Annotated in this window: 18 protein-coding genes; 17 read left to right on the forward strand and 1 reads right to left on the reverse strand. The window is 63.7% G+C overall.

Going from position 1 to position 14507, the window contains the following annotated elements; translation table 11 throughout:
• Positions 1–174 precede the first annotated feature (174 nt).
• From P5W98_RS34025 to P5W98_RS34070, 10 genes are all read left to right on the forward strand, one after another.
• The gene (locus P5W98_RS34025) at positions 175–681 is read left to right on the forward strand and encodes a hypothetical protein (RefSeq protein ID WP_421028930.1); all 507 of its coding nucleotides are present in this window, start codon (positions 175–177) and stop codon (positions 679–681) included.
• A 329-nt stretch (positions 682–1010) separates the two neighbouring features.
• Positions 1011–2675, forward strand: coding sequence for a PRTRC system ParB family protein (locus P5W98_RS34030; RefSeq protein ID WP_421028931.1), 1665 nt, complete (start codon positions 1011–1013; stop codon positions 2673–2675).
• An 84-nt stretch (positions 2676–2759) separates the two neighbouring features.
• Positions 2760–3242, forward strand: a complete 483-nt coding sequence (locus tag P5W98_RS34035) for a PRTRC system protein E (RefSeq protein WP_421028932.1) — start codon at positions 2760–2762, stop codon at positions 3240–3242.
• A 10-nt stretch (positions 3243–3252) separates the two neighbouring features.
• The gene (locus P5W98_RS34040) at positions 3253–3471 is read left to right on the forward strand and encodes a PRTRC system protein C (RefSeq protein ID WP_421028933.1); all 219 of its coding nucleotides are present in this window, start codon (positions 3253–3255) and stop codon (positions 3469–3471) included.
• The gene (locus P5W98_RS34045) at positions 3464–3682 is read left to right on the forward strand and encodes a hypothetical protein (RefSeq protein ID WP_421028934.1); all 219 of its coding nucleotides are present in this window, start codon (positions 3464–3466) and stop codon (positions 3680–3682) included. The genes P5W98_RS34040 and P5W98_RS34045 overlap by 8 nt, the downstream gene beginning before the upstream one ends.
• 23 nt (positions 3683–3705) lie before the next feature.
• Complete coding sequence (locus P5W98_RS34050) at positions 3706–4713, forward strand: PRTRC system protein F (protein ID WP_421028935.1); 1008 nt, start codon at positions 3706–3708, stop codon at positions 4711–4713.
• A 15-nt stretch (positions 4714–4728) separates the two neighbouring features.
• Entirely contained in the window at positions 4729–5457 is a 729-nt protein-coding gene (locus tag P5W98_RS34055; protein WP_421028936.1) for a PRTRC system protein B, read from the forward strand.
• Positions 5454–6089, forward strand: a complete 636-nt coding sequence (locus P5W98_RS34060; RefSeq protein ID WP_421028937.1) for a PRTRC system protein A — start codon at positions 5454–5456, stop codon at positions 6087–6089. The genes P5W98_RS34055 and P5W98_RS34060 overlap by 4 nt, the downstream gene beginning before the upstream one ends.
• Positions 6086–6898 (forward strand): PRTRC system ThiF family protein, encoded by an 813-nt coding sequence (locus tag P5W98_RS34065; protein ID WP_421028938.1) that lies wholly within the window; start codon positions 6086–6088, stop codon positions 6896–6898. Before P5W98_RS34060 ends, P5W98_RS34065 begins: the two co-directional genes overlap by 4 nt.
• 131 nt (positions 6899–7029) lie before the next feature.
• On the forward strand, positions 7030–7509 hold the full coding sequence (locus P5W98_RS34070) for a hypothetical protein (RefSeq protein WP_421028939.1): 480 nt from the start codon (positions 7030–7032) through the stop codon (positions 7507–7509).
• A gap of 93 nt (positions 7510–7602) precedes the next feature.
• Here the strand turns inward: P5W98_RS34070 and P5W98_RS34075 are convergent, their stop codons facing one another.
• On the reverse strand, positions 7603–8304 hold the full coding sequence (locus P5W98_RS34075; protein WP_421028940.1) for a prepilin peptidase: 702 nt from the start codon (positions 8302–8304) through the stop codon (positions 7603–7605).
• A 327-nt stretch (positions 8305–8631) separates the two neighbouring features.
• Between P5W98_RS34075 and P5W98_RS34080 the strand changes: the two genes are divergently transcribed.
• The 7 genes from P5W98_RS34080 (at position 8632) to ltrA (ending at position 14505) form a co-directional block, all read left to right on the forward strand.
• Positions 8632–8877 carry a hypothetical protein gene (locus tag P5W98_RS34080; RefSeq protein ID WP_028231614.1) on the forward strand — a complete coding sequence of 82 codons (246 nt, stop codon included), beginning with the start codon at positions 8632–8634 and terminating at the stop codon, positions 8875–8877.
• A gap of 114 nt (positions 8878–8991) precedes the next feature.
• Positions 8992–9456, forward strand: a complete 465-nt coding sequence (locus P5W98_RS34085) for a hypothetical protein (RefSeq protein ID WP_421028941.1) — start codon at positions 8992–8994, stop codon at positions 9454–9456.
• 104 nt (positions 9457–9560) lie between these two features.
• Positions 9561–9953 carry a hypothetical protein gene (locus tag P5W98_RS34090; RefSeq protein WP_028214818.1) on the forward strand — a complete coding sequence of 131 codons (393 nt, stop codon included), beginning with the start codon at positions 9561–9563 and terminating at the stop codon, positions 9951–9953.
• Positions 9954–9964: 11 nt separating this feature from the next.
• Complete coding sequence (locus P5W98_RS34095) at positions 9965–10441, forward strand: hypothetical protein (RefSeq protein WP_421028942.1); 477 nt, start codon at positions 9965–9967, stop codon at positions 10439–10441.
• Positions 10442–10881: 440 nt separating this feature from the next.
• Positions 10882–11067 (forward strand): hypothetical protein, encoded by a 186-nt coding sequence (locus P5W98_RS34100; protein ID WP_421028943.1) that lies wholly within the window; start codon positions 10882–10884, stop codon positions 11065–11067.
• Between the two features lie 81 nt (positions 11068–11148).
• Complete coding sequence (locus P5W98_RS34105; RefSeq protein ID WP_421028944.1) at positions 11149–12669, forward strand: hypothetical protein; 1521 nt, start codon at positions 11149–11151, stop codon at positions 12667–12669.
• Positions 12670–13137: 468 nt separating this feature from the next.
• Positions 13138–14505, forward strand: a complete 1368-nt coding sequence (gene ltrA / locus P5W98_RS34110; RefSeq protein ID WP_421073421.1) for a group II intron reverse transcriptase/maturase — start codon at positions 13138–13140, stop codon at positions 14503–14505.
• Positions 14506–14507 lie beyond the last annotated feature (2 nt).

Below are 14507 nucleotides of genomic sequence, written 5' to 3' on the forward strand. Positions count from 1 at the left end.
CGGAGATCTTTCCGCGGCCTCGAAGCGCCATTGCGCGGTATCGTCTCCTCTACCACCCGCGCTTCAAGCGCATCGACCGGCCCTATATCTGGGCGCATTTCCTTCCTCTTCACCCTTCGGGAGCCCAACTCCCGACAGGGGGCGGTGCTCCCTCATTCCTTTGGGAGTCACCTCATGTTTTCGAATGAATCTCTGACGTGTAGCGGGGCCAGCCAGCAAACGGTCAATGAGCCACAGCCGTTCACCAGCGCGAAACTGCCTATCGATCGCGAGAGCATCCGCTCCCGGCGGCTGCTCGACATGATCGAGCAGGTCGAAGCCCTCAACGCACCGGGCAGCCGAACAGTCTTCGAGATGCTGCTCGACGCCGGCGCGGATTCGGATCGCCTGCAATATCGCGATCCGAAGGATGACGGCCATGCGGTGTTCTCTGCAGCGCTGCAATTCCGCGTCGCTAAAGCGAAGCTCAAGGGCTTTGTTGTGCTCGAGGACGATCCGGAAAATCGCTGCTATTGCCTGCTCGTGCAACTGGAGGGCTCTATCGGCTTCGAAGTCGTCCCGAGGCGAGTCACTATCAAGTCGCTCGCGGCAGATCTGTACAAGCTCGTCGATGACGGCGAGCGTCGTTGGAGTGACATCGCCTTCAATGTCACGCCGGTGATCATCGCGGAAACCGAATAGCGTCCTTCCGCGGTCTGATGGGCGGCACTCGTGTTTTGCCCTCTTTAGCGTATCCCCGAGAATTAGATGCAGAAGCGTTGAGCGCCCTGCGCATAAGCCTGACCAGATGATGAACAACGGCCCGGATTCGCTCCGGGCCATTTTTTCTTTAAAAGCCACCCCGTATCGGCGATCTTTTCGGCATCTCGATCCGCCACCGCGCGGTATCGTCTGTTTACCTACCGCGCTTCATGCGCATCGACCCCAGCCCTCGCGGCCATTCTTTTTTCTTTCACCCATCGGGAATCCTCTTCCCGTTGGGGAACGGGTTCCCCTTCTGGAGACCCGCAATGCAACAGCAACCTACCCTCCGGCTCGGCGATATCAAGCTCGGCCGCAATCCCCGCAAATATTTCGACCCCGCAAAGATGGCGGAGATGGTCGAGTCCGTGCGTGTGCAGGGCGTCATGCAGCCAGTGATCGTGCGTCCGCTCGACGATGGCTCTCACGAGCTTGTCGCCGGTGGCCGCCGTTATCGCGCGGCGATGGAAGCACACGGCGAGGACTATCCGATGCCGGTCGTCGTCAAACCGCTGAGCGAATCCGAAGCGCGCGCTGTCGCGCTCGTCGAGAACATTCAACGCGACGGCCTGGCGCCGTCCGAGGAGGCCATCGACGCGGCGGAACTCGTCGGCCTGTGCAAGGGCGACCGGGACGAGGCGGCGCTCCAGCTAGGCTGGAGCCGTCAGGTGCTCGACTCGCGTCTCGCGCTCATGAACTGCAGCGCTGCGGTGCTGGATGCGCTCAACACGCGCACCATCAAGCTCGGCCACGCTGAACTTTTCGCAGCCTTCACGAAGGGGCAGCAGGACAAGCTCCTGCCGGTTGTCGTGAAAGAGAACCGCACGGTCGCGGATCTGAAGAAGACGCTCGAACAGGTCTCGTGCTCATTGCCCGCTGCGATCTTCGACAAGACCGATTGCGCGGGGTGTCAGCACAATTCGGCCGCCCAGGCCGAGATGTTCGGCGAGTCGATCGGCACGGGCAGCTGTACGAACCGCGCCTGCTACAACGAGAAAACGGAAAAGCAGCTCGAAGCGACGGCCGCAGGCCTGCGCGACGAGTACCAGACCGTTCGCATCGTGCGTCCCGGCGACAACCACACGCGCATCCAGCTCGTGGCGGATGGTCCCAAGGGTGTCGGCGCCGAACAGTTGAAAGCCTGCTACGCGTGCCAGAACTTCGGCGCGGCGGTAAGCGGCCTGCCCGACTCGATGGGCAATATCTACAAGGGCCAGTGCTTCGACACCGTCTGCAACATGAAGAAGGTGGCCGCGCGCATCAAAAGCGAGAAAGGTCCTGACACGGCTGCGGCGAAAGCTGCAGCGGCGACGGGCTCATCGAAGGCTGCAAGCGCGCCGAAGGGCGACAAGGCCGCTGCATCGACGCCCGAGGCCACGGTCGTGGCTGAGTCCGATCGCGTCAAGACGTACCGCGTCGCGCTCTGGCGCAAGGCGTTGCGTCGTGAGGTCAGCAGCGACGTTGCGCTCGCGCGCCAGTACCTGATCGCGGTCGTTGCGACCGGTCAGGCACGCAGCATCGCGGCCGAACCGGTCAACACGATCTGGGAGCGCCTCATCGACGACAAGCCCGCCGTCGGCGACTTCTCGAAGGCCGCCTCGGCGGCAGCAGAGCTGGAGTCCGACGTACAGGTGAAGCTGCTGGTCGCGCTCGCGATGTCCGCGATCCAGGGCGTCGACGTCCCGTATCTCATGCAGATGTGCCGCCATCACAAGCTCGATCTCGCGAAGCACTGGAAACTCGACAAGGAGTTTCTGGAGCTGATCACGAAGTCCGAGATGAAGGTGGTGGCCGACGAACTGGGGCTGCGTGCCACCATGGGCGACGACTTCAAAAAGGTCTTCGCGAAATCGAAGGCCGAAGTCATCGACGCCCTGCTGTCGGTCGAGGGATTCGACTACACGGGCAAGGTGCTCAAGGTTCTGAAGTTCTGATGCAGACCGCGGCGAACGCCGCGGTTCCTTTCTTCTTCTCACGCCGCCTTCGCGCGGCGTTTTTTCTTTTTCGTGAGGTTTTACATGTTCCAGCAACTCGAAGCGTTCGTGCGCGAGACCGGCAAGGTCACGCTCACACTCAAGATGGCCGGTGACCAGATGGCCGTGGTCGTGATGCCCGGCGGCGACTCGAAAGAGGCGGCGCTGCGTCAGCCGCTGGTGCTGACGGCCAGCCCGGCTGCACTCGATGAAGGCTTTGCCGATGCATTGCGCACGTTCGAAGGCGCGCACCGCTCCCTCGCGGAGCAGGTGAGCGCCACGGCGGAAATCCTGCAGGCGGCCGAGAAATCGCAGGCGGGCAAGGCGCAGAAGGCGTTGTCGAAGGGCTCGAAGCCGGCGCTCTCCGCGCCCGCATCGTCGCCCGACGACGCCGATGAAGGTGGCGAAAGCGATGACGGAGAGTCGACGGGCGAGGGGAGTGGCAAACCGCAACCTGCGAACGTTGCCTCGAAGTCGGCGCCGGCGGCATCCGATGCTGGCCAGACCGACCTCCTGAGTCTTCTGTGAGGAGCGCGCCATGACCATCGCAATTGCAACGCTCACCCGCGAGTTCACCTACAACGGCATGCGTCTGCCCGATCCCGGCCCGGCGTTCACGCCGGATCAGGTGCGCGATCTCTACTCGGCGCAATACCCGGAGCTGACGACCGCAACGGTCGACGGTCCCGAGTACGCCGGTGAAGTGGCGTCCTTCCGGTTCGTACGCGCGGCGGGTGCAAAGGGCGCCCATGCGTAAGAAAACCCTGCTCAAGGCCCTCGCCGATCCGGCGAGCGGCTTCCACTCCCAGGAACCGCCCGAAAGGGCGGTTTTTTTATATGACGACGAGGTTCGCCAATGCTGTTCGATCCTTCATTCGCTGATCGAACGGTCGATGCAACAGCCGGCGGGGCATGGCAACCGCCACGCGCTGCCGCTGCCCGACATCGATCTTCCGATTGTGTTCTGACGCTGCCGCAGTTCAGTCCCGATGTGCCGCGCGAGGCCACCATCCGGTGGCGCGCTGACGTGGAGCTGGAGGGAACCGTGCTCGAGCAGTTCCGGCACGGGCCCCTGCGCGCCTCTGACGTCGACGATCCGGCCAGTCCGGTCGATGCGTTTCAGCAGGCGTTCTATGCATGGGTGCAGCGGCAGATCCGTCAGCCGCTTCGCTTCATCTCGTTGGGCCTCGACCTGTGCGACACGAACGCCGTGATGGACATCATCCAGCACCAGTACGAGCACGATGACTTCAAGGCAACGGGCCCGCTGCATCTGGGCGTGAAGCTGGAGAACGAGTGGGTCCATGAGGTCGGTGCACTGGCCCAGCCGTTACGGCAAGCGCATCCGCTGCTTTTGAACACGCTCTTCAATCTTGTCGATCGCGTCTCGGGCAAGACCGTGCTCATCCGCACGCCTGGCTGGTTCCTCTGCGAGGCGGCCTGCCGTCACTGGGAGGGCGACGAAAGCGCGACCGATAAGGACGTCAGCCAATGGATGATGGACTTCTACGGTGACGACAAGGAGACGGTGGAGCGGTACCTGCCTTCCGTCCTTCGCCCGCAGTTGTGCCCCGACGAAATCCGGATTCCGGCAAGGGTGCCGGGGCGCCGCGCACGCTCCCAGGTGCTGTCAGAGAACGAGCTGCGCGGTCTGCAGACCGGGTCCACGCCGCTTGTGACACGGGTCTGCGTGGAGCTTGCGGCGCTGCACCGGCTCCTTCGGCGTGCGGGAAACCGTCCGCTGCTCGACGACGGCTATGACGCGCGGCCGATGTATTCGGGCTGCACGTTCGTGCTGGAGAACAACGAGCGGATCAGCGAGACGCTCGACGACTTTATGAACGGTGAGTACCAGGGTGGTGAAGCCTCCGAGTACAGCCGCTTCCTCACATTTTCCAACCAGAAGCAGGGCATCCGCGCGCAGTACGCGCAGTGGGGCCTTGCCCTTCAGATGCTTGGCCACCTCGATCGCCTGCTGGCGCTTGTGGTGAGCCCTTAACCAGGAGGTTCTTCCATGAAAGGTGTTCATATCGGCCAGACCGGGCATGACGTAGCCCTGTCTTCGGCCCTGTTGCTGTATTCGGCACGGGATGGTTCGTGTTACGCGACGGTGCATGCAGTCGCAGCGGAGCGTCAAACCGGGCGACCGGTGATCGGTGCGGGACGGCCGTTAAGCCGCCGCGCTCTCATCGATGCATTGGTGCAACTCGATCGCAACGCAGCGCCGCGCGCCGAGTTCCTGCCGGGCAGTGTGCTGGGCGTGACGTCGGCCGCGGTGACCTGGTGGACTCCACCTGCGCGTCGACGTGTGTTCTTCCAGTGCAGAAAGGTGGGCGAGCGCACCGCGGTCGTGCCGCATCCGGGCCTCGTGTTTCAGGCTGGCGCGGGCGGTTTCCGCGTCTTTGCGGTGAAGGGCGACGCGCGTCCCGAGGCGGGCACGGCACTCTTTGAGCCGCCGTACTTCAACACCTGGGACCACGGCCAGATCTGCATCGGGTCGGCCAAAGTGCCACGGCGCATTGAAGTTTCTGCCATCGACGGCTGGGAAGAGGGCTTCTTCACCTCCGCCTTCACGCACCCGAATCCCGGTGGCAAACGCGTTGAGTACAAGGACGGGTTTCACTCGTTCTGGACCGACATGCTGGGCGGGAAGTTCGAGGCCTTTCCGCTCGAAGTGCTCGTCCCCATGAAGGATGCGACGGTCGGCAAGCTGGTCGCAGGTCAGATCGGAGGGGCCAAATGAATCCCGTCGATAACGTCCTGCAGGGCTCGTTCCCGTCGGTCATGGTGCCCACGCGCGAACCGGTGGCGCCGATGTCCGGTCCCGGCGAGCGCCTGCTCATCGCGTCGAACGGCGTGTTTCTTGAGATCGACCGCCCGTGGATCCGGCTGGTCCGGCGCCTTGGCTCATTCGACTGGCATACGCCGGTACCGTATGGCCAGGCGCAGGAACTGACGGAGCTGCGCTGCGGCGCGATTCCCGCCGCGCTCGTTGTGGAGTTCGCCCGCCTCGCGCGGGCGGCACTGCCCAACGAGGTGGGAGCGTGGATCGTGTGGGACGCGGTGACGGGGCGCTTTCGCATGGAGCGCCTCGCATCGCTCTCGCACGGTCCGGGCCATCTGCACTACGAGCGTCCGCAATTGCGCGAGGCCGAGTGGCTTGTCGTTGACTGCCATTCGCACGGCCACGGGAGGGCGTATTTCTCGTCGACCGATGATCGTGATGACCTGCACGACGTGAAGCTCGCGCTCGTGCTGGGCAACTGCGATCGCACGCCGTCGATTGCCTTGCGTCTGTGTGCGAAAGGCCGCTTCGAGGTTCAGGCGGGCGCTCCGGCGCGCTGGCTGTCGGCACTGGCCGGGGAGGTCGTATGAGTACCCCGATTCTGCATGCTACCCCCGAGCACATGACGCGGGGCGCCTGGAAAGTCGTCGTGGTCGGAGCGGGCGGGACCGGCAGCGCATTGTTGCCGTCGCTCGCGCGCCTGCATCACGCGATGGTGGAGCTTGGTCACCCCGGTGGTATCGAGTGCACGGTCTACGACGATGACACGGTGAGCGAGTTCAACGTCGGCAGGCAGGGGTTCTATCCGAACGATGTCGGCCAGTTCAAGGCGACGCTGCTCGTGAACCGGCTGAACCTGCTGATGGGCACGGACTGGATTGCCGAGCCGCGACGCGTCGATTCGCAGATCAACCTGCATGCCGATCTCGTGATTGGCTGCGTCGATTCGCGACGCGCGCGCCACGCCATCGTGCAGGCCGCAAAACGGGGCAAGTGTCGCTACTACCTCGATTGCGGCAACGAGACGGACCGTGGCCAGGTCATTCTCGGTGAATTCGGCAAGCCCCGGCACGACCGGTTGCCCCACGTGGGCGACCTGTTCCCGGACCTGCTGAATCCGAAGAACGACAAGGGCGACGATACGCCTTCGTGCTCGCTGGCGGACGCGCTGCGCAAGCAGTCGCTCGTCATCAATCAGGCGATTTCGGTGCAGGCGTTCAACCTGCTCTGGTCGCTGTTTCGAAATGGTGGTCTGTCGTATTCGGCTGTGTTCGTGAATCTCGCAACGGGACGCACGAATCCGGTTCCGATCGACCCCGCTGCATGGGCGCGCTTCGGTTACGAAGCGCCGTCTGCAAAGAAGCCTCCACGCCGCCGAAAGGCGACACGCAAGGGCTGACCTCATCGAGTCACCGGCCATCAGGCCAGCGCAACGCTATACGCGTGCGTGTGACTCATTTCTCCACTGCAAGGACTTCGCCTCTCACTGGGAGGGGCGGTCCTTGCGCATACCTCAAAAGGACGTTCGTGATGTTGAAAAAACTGTTTGACCGAGATACGAAGCTGGCAGCGCGCACGCTCGTGTTCATGCTGTACGGCGTCGTGCCGATGTTCGTCTTTGGCTGGCTGCTCGCCACCATCGCACGCCATCCCGAAGCCGTCGCTGCTCTGCAGGACGAATACGCGTATCGCTACACGATGTACTGGCTCGGCGGCGAGAAGTGGCTGCCGCTGCTCCTCGGTGCGACGGCGTTCGGTTCGCTCTTCTGCGGCGCTGAATACATCGCCCGTGTGGCGTTCCGGTACGCAGAGCCGACGTTCATGCCCGTGCTGCGCACGAAGGTGCAGGAGTGGACCCTCAAGCCGTTCGTGAGTGCGCTCGCGTTCGTCGATGGCCTGCTCATTGATAACGTCCGCGCATGTGTCGTCGTTTTCGCATTCGGCGTGGTGCTGGCCTTCTGGTCGCTGCACCTGCTGAAGGTGAGCGAATCGCGAGGGCCGACCCGGTGATGCGGTATCGGCTGCTCTCTTGACCCAAGCGCCGCCCTTTCAAACGGGCGGCGCTTTTTTTCGTCCGTTGTACCTCTGTGTGCGCGGCGAGCGTCACCAGTGCCGCAGCGACGGTACGAACAGAACGAATATTCCGGCGGCCGCGAGCGACGGCCCGAACGCGAGGCGCGGGAGCGTGCGCGCCCGGGTCGATGCAGCATGCAACAGTCCGGTGAGGACCGCGAGCGCGGCGGCGATGAACAGGATGGCCGGCAGCGCCTGCCAGCCCAGCCACGCACCCAGCGCGGCAACGAGCTTGAAGTCGCCGTGGCCGATGCCTTCCGAACGGCTCGCGGCCGCGACGCCCCACGATAGGGTGCGAAGCCCGAGGTAGCCCGTCACTGCGCCGATGACGGCATCGTTTAGCGGCGTGACGATGGCGCCAAGATTGAGCAAGAGACCGAGCCAGAGCAGCGGAATCGTGATCTGGTCGGGCAGCAGATGGTGGCGGCGATCGATGTCCGCTGCGACAAGCAACGGGAGGCACAGCAGGCAGGCGGCAAGGGCGACCAGCGACAGCCCGGTCGTTGTGAGCGCCACGATCCCGACGCTCGCGCACGCTAGCGCACCGAGCACGCGCTCACGCCGCCGCACGGAACGTGTATGTGTGTCCTCGCCGAGCGAACGCAGGACCGCGCTGGCGATCGCTGCAGAAAGATCCGGCATGATCGCACCGAGCGCACCTGCAACGCCGGTCAGATCGGCGAGCAGCCCGATACTGGCGATCGGCGGCGTGGACTGGATAAGGCTGGGCATGGTGGGTCGTCGAGAGTTGGTGCTGAGTCCAGGGCGATACAACGACGTCGCGGTACAGCGAACATCGTGCGCGAGGTGAGGGCGGCCCCGCGAGACGAAAGCCAGGTGGTTTTCGCGATCATTCCGGTCGGCGCAGCGACCGCCGACCCGTAGACTGTCCCTATTCCCCGCGCTTTTGGCGCATCGACCTGACCACAGCGGCTTGCCGTTGTGCCTTCTGCTTGTCTCACCGGCCGGTCGACTGTCCTGCCTCCATCTTTTGAATCCCCCTGGGAGCCCACTCCCGGAAGGGATGCGGCTCCCCTTTTTCCTTTCAGGAGCCGCACCATGCTGAACGTTTCCGCTCAACCCGCTTTCAAGGTTTCGGAACTGAATGGTTTTTCTGAGAAGCAACGTGTCATGGCACAGGACGTTCAGTCCAGTCCGCCCCAGCTTCACCCCGCTACGATTGTCTCGGTCTGGAGCGATCGCACCGCCACGGTAATCTGGGACTATGACCTGCCGTTTGATGCCGAACGCCGTCTCGTCTCGAGCGGCCACGTCGAGCTTCACAACTTGAATCGCTTGTCCTGAGCACAGCCATACGCAGACCGGTTTGTCCGGTCTGCGCCTTTCGCTTCATCCATGTCTTCCCGACAGGGCAAACGCCCCTGACGGGACGGTTGCCCGCAATTTCGCGAGGCAACCATGATCCGTACTCTCTTCTCCATCCTTCTCCTCTCCACGCTCGCCGCCTGCGCGAACATGACTGACTTCGGCTCGCCCGACGTCTACCAGCGTTCCGACGTTCAACGAACAGGTAGCCTGGAGGAAGTCACGGTAGTTCGCGTGCGCAACATCACGATCCAGACGCCGGGCGATGGCACGGGACTGGTCAGCCTCATCACGGCGGGCGCGAGTGCGTTTCTCGGTTCGCAGGTGATCGGCAATGGCAACGGCCGCTACATCGCAGGTGCGATCTCAGGCGCAGGTGCAGGCGTCATCGCACAACGCGTAGGCGCTGCGCTCTCACGCACCGCTGGCCTCGAAATCGTGGTCCGCAAGGCCAACGGTTCGATGCTCGTGGTCACGCAGCCTGACGACCAGCACTTCAAGCCGGGCGACCAGGTTCTGCTAGTCACCAGCAGCTCTGGCGCGCGCGTCACGCACTGAGGCGCTTTTTTTCATTCGCCGGCGACATGCCGGCCTTCCTCTCCAGCACGGCGAGGCGTTTCCCTTTCCGGGACGCCTCGCCATTTTTTTGTTTCGAGGTTTCCATGAATCACATTACGAAAGTACTCCATGCCGACCGCCGCAGTGCGGGCGCGGCACGCGAGACTGAAATCACACGCCGCGCGCGGGGTTTCCTGCGCCGCGTGGCAGGCGACCTGCGTCTGCGCACGGGCGAACACGACATCACCGAGCATCCGGCCGCACAGGGTCAGGGTTGCCGCGTGAGGCTCAACACCGGGCGCCTCATCGTTGAGGTGGCGGACGCACCGGCGCGCAACAGTGTCGCCGTTTCGTTCCGCACCCGCCGCGGCCGCGCCGACCTTTCGGGCGGTGGCGATAACGCGGTGAGTCTCGAGCAGATATCGTCGCGCGAGGGCTATGAGGCGATGCTCGGCTCGCTGCGCCTTGCCAACGGGCTCGATCACGAACGCCGTTAGGAGGGCCTCCGATGCAGATCATCGAGATAGAAATCGAATACGCGGGCGGCCTGACGATCGTCGACCAGGCTACGTGGAATCAAGAGACTGGCGACGTGCTTGTTTCGGAGCGTCTCAAGCAGATTGTGCGCGCGCTCGATACGACGGAAGCGCGACCTTCCATCAAGGCGACGTTTCACGGGCAGAAGATCGATATTGAGCCCACTTTGCGCGGCGACTTCCGGATTCCCGCCGGGCAAGCGGTCAGGCCGCCTGCGAAAGGCTTCGTCGCGCGGCTTCGACAGTTCATTCGTCAGCCAACCAAGGACCAGCGACAGCAGGCCGGACGCTACCTCCACACGCTCTCTGCGGGCGCGACGATCGGCGCAACCGGTTTCTGGCACTCGACGACGACTTGGGGGTGGCAGAATGTCCTCGCCGAGCTCAATTTGTGTGTTGCCGCTGTGGTACTCTTTTATGCAGGTATCGTGTCGATGAACGGAGACTAACTATGGGTTGGAGTTTCTTCGCACTGGCGGTCGCAATCGCGTTCAGCGCGTTGGGTCTCGTCATGGACCACAATGGCCGCAAGGCCGACCGCGAACGCCGCGGGCATTCGCACTGAACAATTCACTGTAGCGCCGGCTGAACGCCGGCAAATCCCATCAAGGGCTGCACCTAACGGTGTGGCCCTTTTTATTTGCAGGATCGCAAACATGCAATCAACGCTTGAACTCGATCTGCCGGTCGCACTCGCGGCCGCGCCGTTCGATACGCTCGGCAAAACGGTCGCAGAGGTGGCCCGCGAAATCGGCCGACACCTGTGCAAGACCGAACTTGAACCGGAGTGGGTCGCCATTTCCAACTTCGTCGGCGACGCGAAGACCAACGTCTACGGCCTGCGTGAAACTGCGCCATGGCCACAGACAGACGGTCCACGGGAACGCCTTTGCCTCTCCGTCGAGCGTGGCCGGTCCGAAGGCTGGATTGTCCCATCGAGCACGTCCGGTTTCACGAGAAGGGCGACGGCAATGGCCACTGGGGCAGCGTGCCGCTCATCCGGATCAAGACGCTGAACCGCACGCTCGCCTGGTCGGTCGCTGCGGTCGTGTCGCGCCTGCTCGATATCGATTGACCTTCAACTTTTCCGTTTTTTTCTTCCCTTGCGGGGCATCGCCCCGGATGGGTGATGCTTCGCCTCATAGGAGCTTCATCCATGTACACGCTTTGCATTCCCGACGCAGTCCTTTCGACCAGCACGCTCGCCGGTCTCTTCAATCTGTTCCGCGACGAGCGCGTGCGGGCAACCGACACGGCCCTCATCGAGCTTCGCGGTGCGCCGGCCGACGTGAGCGTCATCCGCTACAACGGCGAACTGGCGCTTCGTCAGTCCGGCAGCGCGGAGTCGATCGTCACCACCATGCTCGAGGAGGTGCGCAGCGGCGGATTCCTCGATGACGAAGGCGCGCAGCGCGAGTCGTGGCAGATCCGCGCAGCGGACTGGGACGGCCTGTTCGAGTTCGTGGACGTGTGCCGTAAGCCGCAGCTGCTGCTCTCGACCAACCAGGTCGAGGCGGCCACTTCGCAAGCGCGCGAGCGCGGTCGCCGGTTCGAGCTTTGCGAACTCTGCATCGAGACCATGACGCGCCTTTTCAGCTTCGGCTACTGCGGTCCCGCGATTCCCGGAACCCGCGACGTCAACAGCCGCCACGAAGTGCAGGTCGCCTATGCACTGCTCGCGAACCTGCCGGTGCCCGAGGCGGTGCTCGATGACTACCGGCAAAACGCCGGAGCATTCCGCTACGGCCCGTACTGGGCGCAAACGCTCATCCGCGTGCCGGAATTGCGCGGCGCCATGCCTGGTGCCAAGCTGGAACCGGTCGTCTCCGTGATGAAGCACAACGGCAAGACGATCGACGCACAGAATGCCGACATCCTGACCATGGTCGCGCGGCTGCTGCCCGACCGCCCGAGCCACCCCGAGGTCGAGGACGTGCTGCATGCCAACGGCCTCATCGACGATCTGCCGCTGCCTGCCACGTTCGACCAGCCGGTCGATGTGGGCGAACCGGTCTCGCCACTCGCGAAGCGCGTGCGCGAGCTCGTTGCCGACACCGTGCGCAAGCGTGCGATCGACTACGCCGACAGGGCGCTGGCCGCGGGCAACATCAGCCGGCGCTTGCACCGGCATCGCTGCAACATCGCGCGGCTTGAGCACGGGCGCCATACCTTCGCGTACGGCAACCGTCTCTCTCGCGCGCTGGACGAACGCAATGTCGGCTTGCTGCTCGACGTGCTGGACACCTCGGACGAGCATAACCGTTCGAGCAAGATGGCGTTCCACGAGGTCCTCGGCGTGAAGGTTCTCGGACTGCGTTCCGCCGCCCGTCGCCGCGCCGTGTTTCACCTTTGCGGCTTCAACGAAGATGAGCAGGCGCAGTGGGAGCGCGACGCGGCGCAGGCGAAGGCCGAACGCGATGCCGAGCGCGACCTGAAGGAAGCCCGCGATGTAGCGGCCCGCGCCCGCTACATCGGACCGGGCCAAGGCGAGCTGACTGGCGTCGAGCACATCGATCGCGCGATCAGCGAGGGCTATTGCACGATCCAGAGCTTCCGGCACGGTGCGACGCTGCGCTACGCGCTCGTGCGCGGCAACGAAAGCGCCGCTCGTCGCCTGAGCGCGAAGGACGGCACGCTCGCGTATGCGCGCGCCGTGCTGGACCGGCGCGCTGCGTGAGCCGGTATCCCAACTTCTGCAACCCGCCGACGCCCTGTGCGTCGGCTTTTTTTTTGGGTGCGCCGAGCATGCGCAACAGCTTGGGGGTGTGAGTCCCCTGTCCAACCTGATGGTGGTGAAGGACTAGCGAAACGCAAGGGCGTCGCCGTGAGGCGGGGTCTGAAGGAAGCGTGTAGCAAAGCCATGACCCGACGAACAGAAACCAGATGCGAGGCCTACCCGGGCGGACGAGCGAGCCAATGATCGCGAAGTCCATAGCCATCAAGGCCCGGGGTGGTAAATCTGGCGGGTGTGTGGCGAAGGCGGTTGCACTTACCTTCGGGAGGCCTGCCCGGTGTCCTGGATTCAGGACTGAGCGGTTCGTAAGGGCCGCTGACCACCGTGCAGGAGTCAGCAGCGGGCATATTAGGGCGGCGACGCCTGAAGGCCCAAACGGAGAGGAGCGGCGAGTAAGCCGGAGAACTCGACATGGGAGCGCAGCAGAAAACGCATCGCGTCCTTGGCGCCGGAGGTAGGGGTGAAGCCCCGAAGGCCGACGTCCGAGGGGCTGAACCTATGGCGGCGAACCCCGAGTCTGAAAGCCCGTCGGCTTGTGACCGACTGATGGAAGAAATATGTGAACGGGAGAACCTCAAGCAGGCGTTGAGGCGTGTGAAAGCGAACAAGGGTGCACCGGGTGTGGACGGCATGACGGTTCAGGCATTACCGGCGTACCTGCGTGAGCACTGGCCGGCGATTCGAGTCACGCTGCTGAACGGCACGTACAGGCCGCAACCTGTGAGGCGGGTCGAAATACCCAAGCCGGATGGAGGGGGCGTGCGCAAGCTCGGCATTCCCTCTGCGCTCGACAGGCTCGTCCAGCAGGCGGTACTGCAGGTGCTGCAAAGGCAGTGGGACCCGACGTTCTCGGATTCCAGTTATGGCTTCCGTCCGGGACGCTCGGCACATCAGGCCGTGGAGCGCGCGCAGGGCTACATTCAGGCGGGATACCGCTGGGTGGTAGACCTCGACCTCGAAAAGTTCTTCGATCGCGTGAACCACGACATCCTGATGAGCCGGGTGGCAAAGCGGGTCAGTGACAGGCGCGTCCTGAAACTGATTCGCTCCTTTCTGACGGCAGGGGTGATGGAAAACGGGCTGGTTGGCGCAACGGACGAAGGGACGCCGCAGGGTTGTCCGCTATCGCCGTTGTTATCCAACCTGATGCTCGACGATCTCGACCGGGAGCTTGAGCGGCGCGGACTGCGATTCGTGAGGTACGCCGACGACAGTAACGTCTACGTACGCAGCGAACGCGCGGGCCAGCGGGTGATGGCCGGGCTGGAAGCCTTCCTCACCGGCAAGCTGAAGCTAAAGGTCAATGAGGCGAAGAGCGCGGTCGCGCAGCCACACACACGCAAATTCCTCGGCTTCACCTTCTCGAACCGGGCACAGGTCAAACGGCGCATTGCGCCCAAGGCGCTGACTCGCTTCAAGGATCGAATCCGGGAGTTGACTCAACGCACGCGAGGGGTCAGCGCTGACCAGATGATCGGGACGCTGCACCGTTACCTGACGGGTTGGCGTGGCTACTTTGGTTTCTGCGAAACGCCCAGCGTGCTGCAGCGCCTGGATGAATGGGTTCGCCGTCGCGTACGCTGCTTCTTCTGGAAGCAGTGGAAGCGGGGCCGAACACGATTCCGGGAGTTGACCGCGCGTGGTGTCAGCCGGGACCTTGCCGCCCAGACGGCGGGTTCTCCGCACGCTGCATGGAGACTGAGCAATAGCCCCGCGCTCCAGCACGCACTCACCAACCGCTTCCTGCGGTCCCTCGGTCTTCCATCTTTACGTCAGTAGTC

Source organism: Paraburkholderia sp. A1BS-2L (assembly GCF_051125205.1).
Classification (GTDB): domain Bacteria; phylum Pseudomonadota; class Gammaproteobacteria; order Burkholderiales; family Burkholderiaceae; genus Paraburkholderia.